The organism is Virgibacillus litoralis (genome assembly GCF_017873675.1).
GTDB classification, from domain to species: Bacteria; Bacillota; Bacilli; order Bacillales; family Amphibacillaceae; genus Lentibacillus; species Lentibacillus litoralis.
Genome location: NZ_JAGGKK010000001.1, coordinates 1 through 17756 on the forward strand (window position 1 = coordinate 1; position 17756 = coordinate 17756).

The 17756-nt window shown below is 33.5% G+C and carries 16 protein-coding genes, 1 pseudogene and 1 other annotated feature; of the genes and pseudogenes, 2 read left to right on the forward strand and 15 right to left on the reverse strand.

Translation table 11 applies throughout. The annotated features are described in order from the left end of the window. Positions 1 to 305: 305 nt before the first annotated feature. The gene (gene lysS, locus J2Z82_RS00005) at positions 306 to 1766 is read right to left on the reverse strand and encodes a lysine--tRNA ligase (protein WP_209478752.1); all 1461 of its coding nucleotides are present in this window, start codon (positions 1764 to 1766) and stop codon (positions 306 to 308) included. Between the two features lie 90 nt (positions 1767 to 1856). Beyond that, positions 1857 to 2126: a binding site (T-box leader), on the reverse strand. 168 nt (positions 2127 to 2294) lie between these two features. Further along, the gene (locus J2Z82_RS00010) at positions 2295 to 2732 is read right to left on the reverse strand and encodes an HAD-IIIA family hydrolase (protein WP_390313520.1); all 438 of its coding nucleotides are present in this window, start codon (positions 2730 to 2732) and stop codon (positions 2295 to 2297) included. Between the two features lie 367 nt (positions 2733 to 3099). On the opposite strand from J2Z82_RS00010, the gene J2Z82_RS00015 reads away from it, so the two are divergent. After that, positions 3100 to 3333: a hypothetical protein gene (locus J2Z82_RS00015; RefSeq protein ID WP_209478753.1), complete on the forward strand. Its 234-nt coding sequence runs from the start codon at positions 3100 to 3102 to the stop codon at positions 3331 to 3333. 427 nt (positions 3334 to 3760) lie between these two features. Here the strand turns inward: J2Z82_RS00015 and J2Z82_RS00020 are convergent, their stop codons facing one another. Both J2Z82_RS00020 and J2Z82_RS00025 read right to left on the reverse strand, forming a co-directional pair. Next, on the reverse strand, positions 3761 to 4111 hold the full coding sequence (locus J2Z82_RS00020) for a VOC family protein (RefSeq protein WP_209478754.1): 351 nt from the start codon (positions 4109 to 4111) through the stop codon (positions 3761 to 3763). A gap of 76 nt (positions 4112 to 4187) precedes the next feature. Further along, positions 4188 to 4706 (reverse strand): LURP-one-related family protein, encoded by a 519-nt coding sequence (locus tag J2Z82_RS00025; RefSeq protein WP_209478755.1) that lies wholly within the window; start codon positions 4704 to 4706, stop codon positions 4188 to 4190. Between the two features lie 138 nt (positions 4707 to 4844). On the opposite strand from J2Z82_RS00025, the gene J2Z82_RS00030 reads away from it, so the two are divergent. Then, positions 4845 to 5111, forward strand: a complete 267-nt coding sequence (locus J2Z82_RS00030) for a DUF1292 domain-containing protein (RefSeq protein WP_209478756.1) — start codon at positions 4845 to 4847, stop codon at positions 5109 to 5111. A 187-nt stretch (positions 5112 to 5298) separates the two neighbouring features. On the opposite strand, the pseudogene J2Z82_RS19740 reads toward J2Z82_RS00030, so the two are convergent. The 11 genes and pseudogenes from J2Z82_RS19740 to J2Z82_RS00080 form a co-directional block, all read right to left on the reverse strand. Next, positions 5299 to 5556, reverse strand: a pseudogene (locus J2Z82_RS19740) (adenine nucleotide alpha hydrolase family protein); the annotation flags it as partial. A gap of 312 nt (positions 5557 to 5868) precedes the next feature. Further along, positions 5869 to 7059, reverse strand: coding sequence for a CaiB/BaiF CoA transferase family protein (locus J2Z82_RS00035; RefSeq protein WP_209478757.1), 1191 nt, complete (start codon positions 7057 to 7059; stop codon positions 5869 to 5871). 36 nt (positions 7060 to 7095) lie between these two features. Next, complete coding sequence (locus tag J2Z82_RS00040; RefSeq protein WP_209478758.1) at positions 7096 to 7587, reverse strand: MaoC family dehydratase; 492 nt, start codon at positions 7585 to 7587, stop codon at positions 7096 to 7098. A 22-nt stretch (positions 7588 to 7609) separates the two neighbouring features. Next, positions 7610 to 8770 carry an acyl-CoA dehydrogenase family protein gene (locus tag J2Z82_RS00045; RefSeq protein ID WP_209478759.1) on the reverse strand — a complete coding sequence of 387 codons (1161 nt, stop codon included), beginning with the start codon at positions 8768 to 8770 and terminating at the stop codon, positions 7610 to 7612. A gap of 25 nt (positions 8771 to 8795) precedes the next feature. Then, positions 8796 to 10187: an MmgE/PrpD family protein gene (locus tag J2Z82_RS00050; RefSeq protein ID WP_209478760.1), complete on the reverse strand. Its 1392-nt coding sequence runs from the start codon at positions 10185 to 10187 to the stop codon at positions 8796 to 8798. 242 nt (positions 10188 to 10429) lie between these two features. Further along, positions 10430 to 12343 (reverse strand): sigma 54-interacting transcriptional regulator, encoded by a 1914-nt coding sequence (locus tag J2Z82_RS00055; protein WP_209478761.1) that lies wholly within the window; start codon positions 12341 to 12343, stop codon positions 10430 to 10432. A 286-nt stretch (positions 12344 to 12629) separates the two neighbouring features. Next, a complete protein-coding gene (locus J2Z82_RS00060; RefSeq protein WP_209478762.1) occupies positions 12630 to 13451 on the reverse strand; it encodes an HpcH/HpaI aldolase/citrate lyase family protein in 822 nt (273 codons plus the stop codon). A 42-nt stretch (positions 13452 to 13493) separates the two neighbouring features. Next, a complete protein-coding gene (locus tag J2Z82_RS00065; protein ID WP_209478763.1) occupies positions 13494 to 14759 on the reverse strand; it encodes a TRAP transporter large permease in 1266 nt (421 codons plus the stop codon). Between the two features lie 69 nt (positions 14760 to 14828). Next, positions 14829 to 15320, reverse strand: coding sequence for a TRAP transporter small permease (locus J2Z82_RS00070; RefSeq protein ID WP_209478764.1), 492 nt, complete (start codon positions 15318 to 15320; stop codon positions 14829 to 14831). A 21-nt stretch (positions 15321 to 15341) separates the two neighbouring features. Further along, complete coding sequence (gene dctP / locus J2Z82_RS00075) at positions 15342 to 16358, reverse strand: TRAP transporter substrate-binding protein DctP (protein WP_209478765.1); 1017 nt, start codon at positions 16356 to 16358, stop codon at positions 15342 to 15344. A gap of 149 nt (positions 16359 to 16507) precedes the next feature. Next, positions 16508 to 17722, reverse strand: coding sequence for an MFS transporter (locus J2Z82_RS00080; protein ID WP_209478766.1), 1215 nt, complete (start codon positions 17720 to 17722; stop codon positions 16508 to 16510). Between the last annotated feature and the right edge of the window lie 34 nt (positions 17723 to 17756).

Below are 17756 nucleotides of genomic sequence, written 5' to 3' on the forward strand. Positions count from 1 at the left end.
AATTTGGCGCTCTCCCTTTTAAAAAAACCAATGAGCTGCGTCTTCTTTAGTTTTGCCTTTTTCTCGTTATTTTAGAAGTTAATTTTCATGGTAGTTGAATAAGAAAAGAGCCGCTTATTCAACAATCGCGCCCGATTGCTGAAGATCAATTTTATAATTTTCATTTCTTCTTATAGCTCGTTTAACTAATGCACCCATTAGTAATAAGAAAAAAAGATTCTATTAGCTGGTTACGGATACAGATTTGTGCCTGAATCCATATATAGGCGGTAAATCGGACTCAAATCAACACCTATATATAGATTCTACAGTTTTTTAATCAACGGAAATAAAACACAATCCTTAATAGTATCACTATCAGTTAGTACCATTAACAAGCGTTCAATTCCAAATCCCCAACCGGAAATGGGTGGCATCCCATATTCCATAGCTGTTAGATAATCTTCATCCATTTCCATAGCTTCTATATCCCCATTACTTTTAAGAATAGCTTGAGCCTCCAGCCTTCTTCTTTGTTCGATTGGGTCAACTAACTCTGAATAGGCATTTATAATTTCTGCTCCATTCACCACTAATTGAAACCGATCAGTAAGAGTGGGGTTATCATCATTTGCTCTAGCTAGTGGAGATAAATCGATAGGGTGCTGGATTAAAAATGTTGGTTTCACAAGTTGAGATCGACACATTTTCTTGTAAAGAAGATCAATGAAATTACCTCTCCCTAAAGATTCAATATCCGAATGTTCTAAATCAATATCTCTTCGCTTTGTTTCTTGGTGTAAATCCTCAACATCAGGATAAAGCTCTATATCAATACCTGTATCCCTTAAAATTAAATTCCTGAAGGAAACAATGTCCCATTCTAGCGAGAAGTCAATCGTTTGCCCTTGTAAGGTAATGGTAGTTGTATTGAAGGTTTGATCCAGAATAAACAGAACCATATCACGCATTAATTTCATTGTATCCTCATAACTCCAGTATGCCGCATACCCTTCAACCATTGTAAATTCCTGAAGATGTTGAGGACTAAGCCCTTCATTTCTAAAACACTTAGCAAACTCAAATACTTTGGTAAACCCACCTACAATTAACCTTTTTAAATAGGTTTCCGGGGCAATTCGTAAATTTAATTCAGTGTCCAAAGCGTTATGATAGGTCATAAAAGGATTAGCAATTGCACCCGAGGAAGTATGCTGTAGGATTGGCGTTTCTACTTCCAAGAAATTTTGGTCCTCAAAGAATCTGCGAATTGAACGTACCATTTTAGTTCTAGCTAACATTCGATTTTGAGTATCTTTTGTCATCATTAAATCTAAGTACCGCTGTCTATATCGAAGTTCAACGTTGCTTAACCCGTGCCATTTTTCTGGAAGAGTTCGTAATGCCTTCCCAAGAAATACATAGCTTTCAATACGTAATGTTTTCTCGTTTGTTTTAGTCGTATACATCCGTCCTTCAACACCAATAAAATCACCAATGTCTAATAAAGTATGAAATTGATTAAATGATTCTTCTCCAATCTCTTCCTTTTTCAAAAGAAGCTGTAAACTTCCTTGTATGTTTGATAGTGTAATAAAACTCAATTTGCTGAAGCTTCTAATACCCATTATTCTTCCAGCAACCCGAACATCCGACATTCCATCCTCAAGGAAAGAAGCTTCATTAAGTTCATAATTTATAGCGAATTTTTCAGGATATACCGTAATTCCCTGAGATCTTAAAGTATCTAATTTCTCTATTCTATGAGTAGTTTGTTCACTATTCATTCTTTTCACTCCAGTCTTTTCGTTCGTTTATTAGATCTTGTAAATACGAATTTAAACAACAAAAAAACTCCCACCCCCAAGATTATTCATCTTGAGGACGAGAGTTGTTAACTTCGTGGTACCACCTCAGTTTGTTGATATGTTACCAAATCAACCTCTTCGGGTACGATGATTTTTTAAAATTGATTATACCCTATCTCTTTAACGGGAGATCCCGTCGCAGTATCACTAAGAAATACGATCTTAGATCCGTGCAAAGCTCCAAGCCTTTTTTCATTAAGATTATTATTACTCCTTCCCACCTACAGGAGCTCTCTAAAAATAATTAATCAAAATTACTCTTCTCTTCACAGCCTTATATTCCATATTAAATAATTAAAAGAATTGTAGCAAAATTATATTGTTTAGTCAATTTTTATTTATAGACCATATTTTATTCTTGTAAACAATACTGCATCGTCACTTTAGTATTAATCTTTCACAAGCTCTGGTTCATTAATTTTAACATAACTATAATTTTTTAAAAACTTAATATTCAAAATAGAAATTTCGGTTATCAACAAACTGTCCCGATTGTTGAACAAAAATTTTCTGTACTCTTCCACTAAACCTGCTTCTATAGTTGAACAAGGATGTTGTTCCATATTCAACTCTTGCACCAGTTTTTACTAAAACTTGAATACATCCTGCGTCTTTAGCTGCAAGCATATCTGTCCATCTATCACCAATTACAAAACATTGATTTAAGTTTAGATTGTTGTCTTCTGCTGCCTGAAGTAACATTCCAGTAGAAGGCTTTCGGCAATTGCACCCTTCATTCTGTTGGTGTGGGCAAAGATAAACTTTATCAAATCCAAAACCTTTGAGTTCACTTTCAAATTCTTCTCTTTTTGCCTCTCCTCTTGATATGCCTGGTTGATTGGTAAAGGATATAATCATTCCACCTGATTTTTTTAATTGATTTATTGAACTCTGAACTTAAGGAAACAGTTGAAACTCACCTGGATAAACTACTTGGTCACTTCCACCTATAGTTCCATCTCGGTCAATAAAAATAGCTTGTATCAAAATATCCCTCCTTAAATCTCTATTTGTATCCTGTAGAAATTGCGTAGTTTATATAAGAGAGCTTTTGGACCAACCCCTTCTTCAACTCTTGCACCCATTAATTTAATAAGAATTTTCGCTTTTATTACACACATTATTCTAACTATTCAGACAATACTATGCAATATACCTTATATATGTTATACTTAATATCTTAACAATACAATTGTTGGGAACCTTTTGACTTTCCTTAGTCTTCTTCCATCATTAAGGAGGAGACACTAAAATGTCAAAAGAAAGTCTAATAAAAATGCTTGAAACTCTTTGTCAGTACAACAATGTTGAGATTAGACATACATTAAGCTCTAATGAACAAACAGTAATGACAGTACGATGCTTAAAACATACAAGGACTATAGAGATAACCAATCTTAAAAATAATACGGTCAAATTATTTGATAATATTGAAGAATCAGCGGAAGCCCTACAACTTTTCATAAATGAAAATACGATTGTTTAAACCTCTTACTCTTAAGAGGTTTTTTGTTACCCGTTTTTTGTCAAATGCCACATAAAAGTTTCATACTCATCTTAAACTAAACTGCTCCGTTAGTTTAAGTGTAATCCTTCACAATGTTTATCTTTATTCTAACATAAGATTCTGACTCCTTTAATGTGTAGCAGAAAACTTTTATTGAAATCACAACTTTTTCACAACCGATTCGCACACCCTGAAATAATTATTTCCATACAGGTGAATAGTAGTGTGAATTTTGCTATAAAATGTACCAATATTATTGTTATATCAATAAAACCGCACAGTGAATTCATATGTGAATTACTGTGCGGTTTTGTACGTGAATTTTAGTATGCGCACCTCTAAACGGAACCCGTTATCCTAAGGTACTCCGCATTAACCATAATTCAAATAATAGCCCATTTGCATATTATAGATGAATTAAAATATTAACAAGTTTTCCGAACGGATCTCTTACATAAAAACGCCGAACACCCCATGGCTCATTGACTGGTCCATACTCAATTGGAATTCCTGCTTCTTTTACCCGAGCAAGTGCTTCATCAAGATCCTCAACCTCAATCGACAAATCAGGTACCTGTGTCCCAGATCCGCCTTCTGAAAGGAAGCTGATTTGAATGTCCATTTTCTCATGCGAGCCGTAAGTTGCAATAAATCCCAGATCCATTAATTGATCAAGTCCAAGTACTTCCTCATAGAAGTACCTTGCTTTGGTAACATCCTGCGTTTCAACATTGGCAACAATTCGTTTAACCTTCATTCTTAACACCTCCTAGTTAGTTTGTCAGGTATGGTACATTTCATTGGATGTAATCAATTTTGTCAAAATCCGCTATCTAAGAACCTCCTGCTCCACCACCTGCTCCCGCAGAATTATTTCGTTTAATAATCATATTAACTCCCATCACAACTGCTATTAATTCTTCCTTGGCTAACAGGGATGAATTACTGCTTAACTCATATGCTGGTGATTGAAAGAAACCACTAACCTTCTTAAATGCAGCAACCAGATTTTCATCCTGATCAAGAATGTCATATTCCTTGGAAAACGCCTCTGATTTAATTTCATACTCACCATGATCATAGGAATGATAGACAAACTTCTTGGAAAACAAGGCAAAACGTTGCTTTAATTTCCCAAGTTCCTGCTCACTTTGATTCTTCACAATCCACCCTCTTGAGAAAAAAGGAGAAGAACCCGTTACTACAATGTTGCCCTCCACATCCAGAATAGCGACACTTGAGGAAAAAGCACTTTTTAAGTCAAGTGACCCGACTACCTCCTGTTCACTATTAAAAATTTCCGTTGTTCCTTTTGAAAAGAAGTTATCTGTAAAATAAATTGACTCCCCCATAAAAATCCTCCTTGTTTTATGCTGCTATTCTAGCTACGAATTAGGTATTCACTATGTTTCATTTTACAAAAGGTTGTATTAATTTCATACTTAAAGAGAAAATAATGAATATGCAGAAGCATTAGGAGGATTAATAAAATGGGCGAAATTGAAGTTGGCGAAGTGTTTACAATAAGTGATGAGTCAAAAGAGGAACAATCAGTTGAAGTATTGGCAAAGGTTACATTGGAAGGCACTGACTATGTGGCTGTCAGCTTTGTACAGGATTTACAAGCGGAAAGTGACGATGACATTGATCTCTTCTTCCTCAAAATAGACGATGACAATGATTTATCAGCAATTGAATCCGATGAAGAATTTGATAGAGTATCAGAGGCATTTGATGCAATTTTAGATGAGGAATAAAGTTTTAAAGGGAGAGACTTTTAATGGTCCTCCCTTTTTTAATTTAATAATTTTCCTTTCTTGAGCCATTAAACACATATCTTTCTGGTGGTCATATCCTTTATAGATACTTCTCCTATACGGCTTTCATCTTTTTGTAGAGAAGTAATATTGTTGGGCCGAATGGTAACAAAAATTGCCACATCAATTATAGTATTATTTTCAAAGATTTCCCAGAATAAATAGGACGTATAAATATAGTATTATCAACGGTTACTTTTATCTGTTGCATCAAAGATGTGACTATTTCTAGTTTAATTACAAGTTTAGGAGTTAAATTCCTTCCGATTACAATATACTCCATTAGGATTACTTCGGGATATTCTGCTTCTATCACCTTAAGTATTAGTTGTGAAAAGCTCCCGGCCGTGCATGTATTCAGTGGATCATGAACAATTATTAAAGCAGGACTTGCTCCAGATTAAATCATTTGTTTTCAGCCATTATCTAGATCATAATCCCTCATAAGTATTTCAACTATCTCACCAGCATTACTTTTTAATAGAAGTTACATTAAAGAAGAAAATCCATTTTACTGTTTTCGACCACAATTTTTTTGTTAATTTTATTTATTACATAGATATATATTCCTTACTTCTTTTAATTAACCTTGAAAACCATATAAAAGAAAGGTCAAATCATTTTACATTTTTATTTTTATAAATTCACATAAATGGAATAAAAGTTTTCTTTTACATTATCTACCTAACTTTTATTTTTAAATAGTAGAATCATTCTGTAATGCCTTAATCTCTTCAGGTGTTAAATTAAGTAGGTTTTGATATATATCAGTATTATGTTCTCCCATTGAAGGACCAGCCTTATATTCAGGCTTATAGTCTTTAACCTTTATTGGAGTTCCTAACATCTTTAAAAGCCCAAAAGTCGGATGTTCATATTCGACTATCATTTCTCTTTCTTTAATAAAAGGATCTTCTAATGCCTCTTTGACGGTATTAACAGGAGCAATAGGAACTTTTCCTTTTAATTTATCTATCCAGTATTTTGTATCCTTTTCTTTAAACAAAGATATCAGTTTTGGGGTCAAAGTTTCTTTATTTTTAAACCGATTTTCAAAGTCTTTATATCGCCCATCTTCAGCCAACTCCGGCTTTCCCAATCTTTCACAGAGTATCTGGAAGAACTTCTCTTTATTACACATTACTACTACATTTCCATCTTTAGTAGGAAAAAGTTGGGAAGGTACTAATGTAGGATGTGCAGAATATCCTGTTCTTTTAGGTTCATAGTCTCGATTTAAATGCCATGTAGCAATATAGTTCATTACGGAAGCTGCTGTATCATAGAGGCTAACATCAATGTCGCTACCAATACCTTTTGATTTAGCTTGATAGATACCGACCATTAAACCTAAAGCAGCCATCATACCAGTTGAGAAGTCAATAATTGATAACCCATACTTCGATGGTACACCTTCTGGTTCTCCAGTTAACGACATATGCCCAAGTTTAGCTTGTAATAAATAATCATATGCTGGTTCACTTCGTAATGAACCAGACGTTCCAAAGCCAGATAAAGAACATGTAACAATTTGTGGATTAATATGTTTAAGTTGTTCATAAGTAATCCCTAGTTTTTCTGGAACATCCCCCCTAAAATTATTAAAAACTGCATCGGATTCTCGTACTAATTCATAAAAAATCTCTCTTCCTTTTTCGGATTTAACATCAAGTGTAATGCTTTTTTTGTTCCGGTTTAAGGATTGAAAGAATAGACTATCTCCATTTTCAGCGTATGGAATAACTTGTCGGGAAACATCCCCGTTCGTACTTTTTTGTTCTATTTTTATTACTTCTGCACCAAGGTCTGCTAATTGTAAAGTTGCATATGGCCCCGCACCATATTGGGACAAAGAAATAATTCTTAATCCCTCTAATGGTTTATTCATATTTTTTGCCTCCTTGATTTTTGGAGAGATTAATACTTACCTATGCGTATACGGACGTGAAGCAAACTCGCGTTTTGGAATGAGTAGTCGCCTTCTATAGCTCATGACATCTTCTTCTCTTTGATTCGTGACAACGGTTTCAACATAAACAATACCTCTATCAATTTTACTCTTCGATTCCCTTTTATCTAGGATTTTGGTTGATCCATATAAGGTATCCCCGCGGAAAGTTGGTGCTAGATGTTTAATATTCTCATATTCAAGCATAGCAATTGCTGCCCCACTAATATCATTTACAGTCATTCCAACGGCTATAGAGAAAACGAGAGTGCCATTTACCAAGTTTTTACCAAATTGCGATTGAGCTGCATAATGTGAATCAATATGCAGTGGGTGTTGGTTTAAAGCCAATAAACTAAAAATTGTATCATCTGCGTCTGTAATGGTCCTGCCTGGCCAGTGCATGATCAGGTCCCCAACATTAAAATCTTCATATACACGACCAAATGGGGTGTGTATTTCCGCCATAGCTTATTCCTCCTTATTAACTTTAAATGCTATATTTGTTTACTAATCCTTTGCTAATAATAATTCTTTGCATTTCATTTGTACCCTCACCAATTAGCATCAAGGGCGCATCTCGATAATAGCGCTCTACATCAAATTCTTTTGTATAACCATAACCACCGTGTATTCTCATTGCTTCAGAAGATAATTCAAATCCCGCTTCAGTTGCGAAAAGTTTAGCCATTCCCGCTTCTAAATCACTTCTCTCACCCTTTTGGAGTTTCATAGCAGCATTTACTGTCAACAGTTTTGCTGCTTCTAACTTGGTTCCCATCTCTCCTAATTTAAGTTGGATAGCTTGATGTTCACAAATTGGCTTCCCAAATGTCTTTCTCTCCTGAGCATAGCGAATAGAATCTTCAAAAGCTGCTCTTGCAAGTCCCAACCCTCTGGCAGCAACATTGACACGACCTAGTTCTAGACCACCAAGTACTTGTTTAAATCCTCTCCCTTCATGCCCACCTATTAGTTTATCAGCAGGGACTTCAAAATTATCAAAAACGATTTCGCAAGTTTTAACACCTTTATATCCTAACTTGTCAATATCTCTTTGTACTTGAAATCCTTCATGACCCTTTTCAATAATAAATAAACTTATTCCTTTATATTTTGGAGTAATTTCTGTATCCGTCTTTGCTGCCAGAATAAATGTATTACCATGACGTGCATTTGTGATCCACATTTTACTTCCATTTATTATATAACTGTCTCCGGACTTTTCCGCTTTTGTAGACATATTCTGTACATCAGTGCCTGCATCCGCCTCAGATAAAGCAAGCCCACCTCTACATTCACCAGTAGCCAATTTGGGCAAAAATTTGTTTTTTTGATCTTCGGTACCAAACTTTTGAATAATATATGCCATAATTAAATGACTATTAATAATGCCAGAAATACTCATCCAATGGCTAGTAAGTTCTTCTACAACAAGAGAGTAGGTAACATAGTCAAGACCGATTCCACCATACTTTTCTGGGATGGTAAACCCAAAAAATCCTAATTCCATCATTTTGTTTACAATATCCTTGGGATACTCATCATTATGTTCTAATTCTCTAGCAACTGGTTCGATCTCCTTCTTGCAAAAGTCACGAACCATATCAAGTACCTGTTGTTGTTCATCATTTAATTCAAATAAACTCAAAATAACCCCTCCTCTTTAAGAACTTTTATAATAATTTTGATAGTACGTTAATATTTTCAATCTGGTCTAAATTTCTTACTGCATCGATAATATTGTCCTGTTCATTGGATGTATAAACTGTACCAGTTAAATATTTAAATTTTTCTATTAATTCCTCCCATGAAAGTTGGTTTTCTGGCTCTCCCTTTGGGTATTCGAGGTATTCAGAGAAAGTTCCTTTCGATGTTTCTATAACCACCCTAGAAGGCCACTTTTTTGGGAATTCTTTATCTAAATCCGGATCATGATAGCAAAATACGCGATTCATCATACTCTTAACATCCGAATTATTAATATTCTCTTGGCTATATTCCTCTAATAATGTTTTTCTATATAATGTTGCGACTGCTGCCCCAAAATGCATACTAAATTGTATGTCTACCGTGTTTTTTGGATTTCTCTTTTCTGCCTCTGGCCAACTTACAATAGACATACCTGTTTTCACCATATATACATTTATTTTCTCAACATCGTTTGGTTCCAAATCATTATCTATTACTACTTTTAAAATCATATCAAGTGGTCCTTGCTTATATCGACAACAAGCATGAGGCTTAATACTTGTCTTCTGCATCTGACTATCACCAAAGGATAATGGCTCATCTAAAATAGACAGATCAGAATCAAAGGAATAAGATTGCGCAAAACCTTTACTCCCCTCAAATATTGTGTTAGGACCAACAAAATTATTACTTGCAAGTTCTGACGCAATCATACCACTATGCGAAGCCCAACCAGGGTGCAAACGTTTGGTCCATGCACCACTTTCTAAAAATTCCATAGATGCAGCAGCTTGGCTACCTGCTATTCCAAAAGCATAGGTAGTTTGTTTTTCAGAGAGATTCATTATCTTACTCGCAGTTGCAACGGTACCAAATACTCCACAAATACCTGTTGGATGAAAACCTCTTGTATAAACATTTGAGGGATTTAATGCTTTTCCTAATCTCCCCATTACTTCATAGCCTACGAGAGATGCTTCAATAAAACTTTTGCCAGTACTTCCGTAATACTCTGATGTAGCTAATGCAGTAGGGAAAACTGCTACAGCTGGGTGTAATGAGGCCTCATTAATAACATCATCAAGTTCTAGGCTGTGTGCTGCTGCACCATTAGCTAGTGCAGAGTATTGAGGGAGTGACTTTATACCCCTTTTGCCTATGATTGTCCCACTCCCTTTCCCACCAAAATTCTCAAGATACTTATGAACTGGCTTACTTGTTTCAAAATGGTTACCGCGTGCGGCCAACCCTATGAAATCCAAAGTTAGAAACTTAGCTAGATCAATTTCACTTTCTGACATTTCATTAATATTAGTGTCTTTAATTAATTTCGATAGGCTGTCAGAAATAGTATTGGTGCTTCCTTTAGTTTTCATATCTCTCCTCCTTACTATATTGTTATTATAAATAACCTCTCACTTTAAATAATGCAAGTTCCATGCCAAAAAATAATCTTAATTAATAAGAGAAAACAGTTGTGACCGTTTCAATTTTTCTATATTTATGAAACGCTTTTGAAACAGATTGAAATTAATAAATTTTAAGTAAAAAAAGAAAAAAAAGACAGAGATTTGTAATTATACAAACCCTTGTCTTCTTAAAAGATATTTCCGAACCATCAATCATACAAGATTAAATCCAAATTAAATTCATTCATTCTTCTCCATAATGTTGTACGAGAGATCCCCAAAATTTTTGCAGCTTCCAACTTATTACTTTGCGCTTGTTTTAAGGCATCAATTATTTTTTTTCTTTCAGATGCAGACCTCTGAAGGCTATCACTGATTTTTAATTCATCTACTATAGAGACCTGTTGGTCCTGACGTTTGGATTGTAAAAATTCTAGAAAAACATCTGTAAAACAATTTGCCAAGTCATAAGTTGTAGTTGAAAGAGATGTCAAGGCTGTAAGCCTAACAACAAAATTTTCAATCTCTCTTATATTTCCTTGCCACTGATAGGAAACTATACTCTCGTGACCAAATTCTGATAAATAGATTGCTTGTTCCGGAGATAGTCCGTTTTTTTGTAGTAGATACTTAAATATTAATGGTATATCTTGACTTCTCTCTCTTAATGATGGAACATTCAGTTGTAAAACGTTAATTCTATAATATAAATCCTCTCTAAAAGACCCTTCCTCAACTTGTTTTATCAGTAATTTATTAGTTGCTGTAATTATTCGTACATCTAGTGGAATAATCTTTTTCCCACCCAAACGAATAACTTCTTTTTCCTGGAGAACACGTAATAGTTTGGTTTGTATATCTAGTGGGATTTCGCTTATTTCATCCAAAAAAATAGTCCCGTTTTGAGCAATTTCAAACATGCCAGGTTTTCCACCCTTTTTTGCTCCAGTAAACGCTCCTTCTTCATAACCAAATAATTCACTCTCTAATATAGATTGTGGTATTGCAGAACAATTTACAGGTAAAAATGGTTTATCTTTTCTTTGACTGTTATTATGGATACTATGTGCGAAAAGTTCTTTGCCTGTACCCGACTCACCATATATTAATATAGGTGCATCAGATCTAGAGTATTGTTTCGTTCTTGTAATCAATTTTTTCATAATCGTTGATTGGTGAATAATGTCTTCAAAACTATACTTTGATTTGTTTTTGGAAGTATAAGAATCCTTAAACTCCTTAATGACAGGAGAAATTGCTGAGTTTTTTTTAATTAATAAATAGCAATTTATTTTAGAATTTATATACAAAGGATGGAGTACTTCGTCTGTTTCATCTTCTTTATTTTCATTTTGTAAATCATAAATGGTTTTCCCTAAAAGAGAGTCTATATTTTTTCCTATTATCTCATGTTTAAAATTTTTTTGAGAATAACCTACACCTGTACGATTTACATCCAATACCATTCCACTAGCATCTAACAAAAAAACAGGGTCTGACATTTGTTTAAACATTATTTCTTTTAACTTTGAATGTTTTACTACTTTGTTGTAAGTTGTAGCCAATTGATACGCTTTCATTAACTCTATTTTTATCAATTCCGTCGAATAAATTAAAATATTATCTAACCCGATATCTTCTGCTAATTCACATATAGAACTGGTTCCAATTACTACATTAAATCCCATTTTTTTATATTCCCTAAGTGATTTTTCTGCATCATCAAGATCTTCAAATGATAAATCATCTAGCTTAACATCTAATAATTTTTCATATTTTTTTAGTTCATACTTATTTTGACCATAGTACATTAAAACGATTTTATTACTGTACTTCTTTGCTTTTGCAATAGACTTTACCAAGTCCGATTCAGAAAATTGAAATGGATAAATAGGAATGGAATACGTTAATTCATTAAAGTCTCTTTTTATAACTTCTAAATGAGCCCCACTAGTAATTACTAAATCGTAATTCAGAAGTTTATTGCTATCAATATATTTATTAATTTCTCCAAAACCGACTTCTTCGACTTTTAACTTAATAGGTAATTTCATAATATCCATTACCTCATAAAATAAATGGGAGAAGTTTCGATGTGTCAATACTAGTATTTTTGTCGGCAAAAAAATAACCCCTTTCAGCAGATAATCTATCTTACTAATAATTCTTCGAAATGAGGTAATAATCCTTTAAAGTATTAATATTTTATATAAAAATTAATTTTATACAATTAATAACACGACCGGAGTTAAAAGAAGAGTGAAAGGAGATTATTTCTACTACTTGCAATTGCACTTGTAATTGCAAGTAGCAGATGTGATTCCTTGAAGATGATGAGGCTAGATAGCATAGAAAGCTTAATTATTGTTAAAAAAATAAAAAATAAGAGTAGATTTATTAAATCTTAAGTTATTTATCATAATACGATAAAATTCTTATTGCTTGGCTATATATAGGATAATCTATTAAATTACCATCTAATTCAACTGCTCCAGAGTTTTCACCATTTTCATATATGTTAACGACTTTCTTGCTCCATTTCAATTGTTGTTCTGTTGGTTTGTACACCTCATTCACCCACTGAACATGATTCGGGTGAATAACCATTTTTCCATAAAATCCTATTCCTTTTCCATAATTCGCATCTAGTTTAAACTCATCCTGATTGTTTAATATTGGAAATACTGCATCAATTGGAGATGATATACCGCATGTTCTTGATGCTAATACTAACTTTTGCATGGCAAGTCTTCTTTCTTCTCCTTTAGGAGTCCAGTCAACCCCTAAGTCAATAGCATAATCAACTGCACCAAATGCAACCTTATCAATTTGATTACTTGATCGAATTATAGACTTAACATTATGAACTCCTGAAGCTGATTCAATTAAGGGAATGATTTCTAGTTGTTTATCTATTAAATTCATTGTGTTTTTTATTGTAGAGGCATCTTCGCATTTTGGAATTATTACTCCATCTATACTTAGGTCACTTACTAGCCTTAAATCTTCACGAAACCAAGGAGATAGATATGAATTAATCCGTATAAAAGTTTTATTCAGTTTTTCGGTTTTATTAATTAACATATTATATACAATGTGTCTTGCCTCATCTTTTCTAGATATTGTAACTGCATCTTCTAGATCTATAATAATGACATTAGCCATACTTGAAAAAGATTTTGATATTTTTCTTTCACTTATTCCCGGAACAAACAGATATGTAAGATCCATTTAGCTTCCTCCTTATACGAATCCATTAGAGTTTTATTTATTTCAAAGTAACCAAAGCGAAATAAATGGGATAAAGGTAATTAATAATAAACCGAAAATTCTAATTAAATAAAATGGCGCAACTCCCTTAACAACCTCAGAAATTTCTAGTTTACTCACCCCACTAATCACAAATAAATTAAGGCCAACCGGAGGGGTAATCGTAGCAATTTCAACATTTGCAACCATAATTACTGCAAAATGTATTGGATCAATACCCATACCAGTAGCAACTGGGAACAATAAAGGTGTAAGGATAACGATTAAGGAAATACCGTCTAAGAACATACCTAAAGCTATCAATACAACATTAATAAGTAATAGGAAGGCCCATAATGGTAATTCCATACTTTGGATAAAGGTTAGTATTGTACTTGCAACGCCCAATCTAGTCAAAATAAAACTTAACAAGCTACCTCCAATCAAGACTAAATAAATCATTGATGTGGAGTAAATTGATTCTTTAATAATTCCCGGGACCTTTACTAATTTAATAGACTTATAGATGAATACGCAAACAATTAGTGCGTATAAAGCCGATACCACTGAAACTTCTGTTGGAGTGAAAATACCTAGGTAAATTCCACCTAATATGATAACTGGTAAAATTATTGCCCCACTACTTTTCCAAAATGAAGATGAAACTTCACTTAACTTAACCTTATTTTTATAACCATAATTATATTTTCTTGAAATAAAATAAGTCATAAAAATTAACAAAATGCCTTCTAAAATTCCAGGAGTTATACCAGCAATAAATAAATTCCTTACAGGTATACCAACCATTGTCCCTATTAAAATAAAGGTTAGACTTGGAGGAATCATTAGACCTAATGTTCCACCTACTGCAACAATTCCAGCAGTAAAACTTTTCGTGTAATTTTCTTTTTGCAGGGAGACTGTTATCGTTTTACTTAATGCAGCAGCAGAGGCAACACTTGATCCACTAATTGCTGCAAAGAAAATAGCTGATAGCATGGCGCCTATTCCTAGCCCTCCTCGAATAGTTCGCATAAATGAACCAAAAAAATCCATTAACCGATCAGCTAACTTTCCTTCCATCATTATATTTCCGGCCAATATAAAGAAGGGTATTGCTAAAAGCGAGTAACTATCAACAGCATTTAAAACTTCATGTGAAATAACAGACAGTGGGATGTTAGCATGAAATAATAATAATAATACACCTGCAAGACCAATGGCAATTCCAATTTCCATACCTGATGCTAATAATAGTAAGACAATTACTATTGAGATCCCTATGACCATATAATCCTCCTCCCGTTTGAGTTTCTACCTTAGTTACCTAAGTATTTTAAAACACTTTAATTACAATTATTATTTTTGAGAAACTTTGTTTCCCCTTAAAGCTAACAAAAGTGCCTCTAAATAATATATCGATAACAAAATCCCTGTAATAATTAATATACTTGAGAGCATCCAGATTGGAAGTTGCAAAGTTGTTTGAGATAATTGCTGTGTTTTGTAAGCATGATAAACTGTTAGATAGCTAGAATATGTCAAGACTACAGAGAAAAGGAAACTCATTATATTAACTAATATAAATAAAACTCTTTTCAATGATCTGTTCATTTTAGAAAATAAGAGTTCAATTCTAATATGGTGGCCCTTTTTTCCAGCATAAGCAATCATTAGTAAAATGGACCAGATCATACAGTAAATACTGATTTCACTTGACCATTCAAATGACTTACTAAACAAAGACCTTTGCAGGGCTTCTATAAACATTAGAAGCCCTGAAAAGGTAAAGAGGATAATTGAAATAGGCAGCAACACTCTTTTCTCTACCAATCTTGTTACTTTAAACATATATGAACACCCTCTTAAAAATTATTTATTGATACTTTCAAAATCACTATAAATGTCTGGAAATTCATTCTTAAACGCATCATAAACTGGTTGTAATTTTTGTTTCAAGCCGTCTATATTTTCTTTATTTTCTGTATGAATAGTTACTCCATCATTTTTCAATTCATCCATAATATCTTTATCCGTAGTCATAGATTCTTGCCACTGATTTGATGAAAGTTCATCGATTAGTGTGTTAATTTCTTCCTGATACTCTTGTGGTAGTGTGGACATCCATTCTTTATCAAGTACAATGGAATAAGTTAATACGTTCAATCCAGGAACGTAATAACCATAAGGAACAGATGTACCTAAAATGGTTTTCCATCCTGACGGTGATGAATAGATAGCATCAATCGTTCCTTGAGACAAAGCAGTAGACATTTCAGATGCTGGTATACTTATAGCTGAAGTATCAATCTGTTTTGCCATTTCTAAAAGCCACTTTCCACCAGTCATACGTATTTTCATACCTTTCAAGTCATCTATCGACTTCATCTCTGTGTCTTGAGAAATAAATAACAAATCAGCCGTGCGTAGAAGACCTGCTACTTCCATTCCATTAGGTTCAACAAGAGGAGTTAATATATCCATTAAATCAGATCTATATTCGGGTATTAACATATTCTCGTCCGTTACTGCAAATGGTAACGACAAAAATCCATATCCTGAATTGAAAGACTCCAATTGTACAGAAACGGGCCAAACACTATGAACAGAACCAGTTCCAATAGATTGTAGTGCATCTATGTCAGAGTATAATTGTCCAGCAGGGAAAAATTTAGCTTCTATCCCTCCATCTGTTCTTTCAGTTATTTCTTCCGTAAATTTTTTCATTAATTGACTTTTAAAGTGTGTTTCTGGCACTTCACTTGAGAGGATCATTTCATAGGTTTTATCTGTATCACTTGTTTGGTCATTAGATGCGGCATCGTTTACACAGCCACCCATTATTGTAAGCGTTAACATAAATACACACAAATGGCTAAACTTTTTCATTTTGTGTCCTCCTTTTATAATAATTGAATCGTTTCTATCTAGTACCTACTACCTTTATATTTTTTAGATTTTCATATAAACACCCCTCCATTATTTAACTTTTTATGTCATAGCACATTAGTTTAGTGCTAGCAACCCACGAATTATTTTTATATTTTACCTAGATAATTGTCAAACCTCATAAAATAAGTGATGGTACTTGTTAAAATGATGATAATTCCTACGATTAGCCACATTAAACCATAATGACCTGTAGAATCAGTGATCCATCCTGATAGAGGAGTCCCTACTATAGCACCTAGGTAAACAACAGACAGTCCAAATCCACTGGCTATACCAACTTGGTTCTTGGGTACAATTTCTGACATCATTAAAACAAAAATTCCATTCCAAGCTTGTGTCGAAAAACCCAACAAAAAAGATAGAATTAATAACAAAGCTTCTGAAAGATTGTTGTTTATTACTCCTAATGTAATAACAAAAGACCCAGATAGAATACCAATTAGGGCTAAAACAGCACCCCTATTCCTATTAAAAAAACGGTCGCTGATGTAGCCCCAGGCGGCCCTGCCTATTACCCCCCCAAACTGAAGGGTCCCTAGACAAAACAATGAAAAATGGAGTGACTTTTCTAAAGATTCATTAATATAAACAACTAAATAGGTCATAACACTAAGTTGTGTCCAAATAAAGAAGATTATAATAGCAGCTAGACTAATTAAAGGTTTGTTCTGTAGGATTTTCTTTAAGTTTTCTCTAAGTTTTAATTTTTGATCCTTTTTGCCACCGCTATTTTCTTTATACATTATAAAATTGAGAAAAGTGATTACCATTACAATAATTGAGAGGATTAACAATGTATTCTGCCAACCAATCCTGCTTGCTAAAAAAGGTAAAGAAAGTGTACCTAAAGTACTTCCCAGTGGAACTCCAGTTTGTTTGATTCCCATCGCTGTCCCACGATTGTAAAATGAAAATTTATCAATTATACCTTTGTTAGTACTAGGTGTAATACCACCATAACCGATACCCATGATAAAAAGTAATATTAAAACAAATGTGAAACTTGATGAAAATATAAATAATAATAAATCAAAAGAGATGATAAAGCAAAAAATGAAAATTCCCTTCTTCACACCTATCTTATCTACTATTATCCCTGAAGGAATAGCAATTATGGATGAGCCTAAAAAAACTGCAGAAGTTAACCACCCAATTTCATAGTTGTTGAGAACAAGCTCTTCTTGAAGAAAGGGAATTAAAGGAACATATGCATAATAGGATAATGAGGCGACACTTTGTATAGTGAGTAGAACAATTAAATATCTATCCCAAATATTCCTATTTTTAACATTTAAAACCAATTTATTTCATTCCTTTAATAGTTGTTATTTAAAT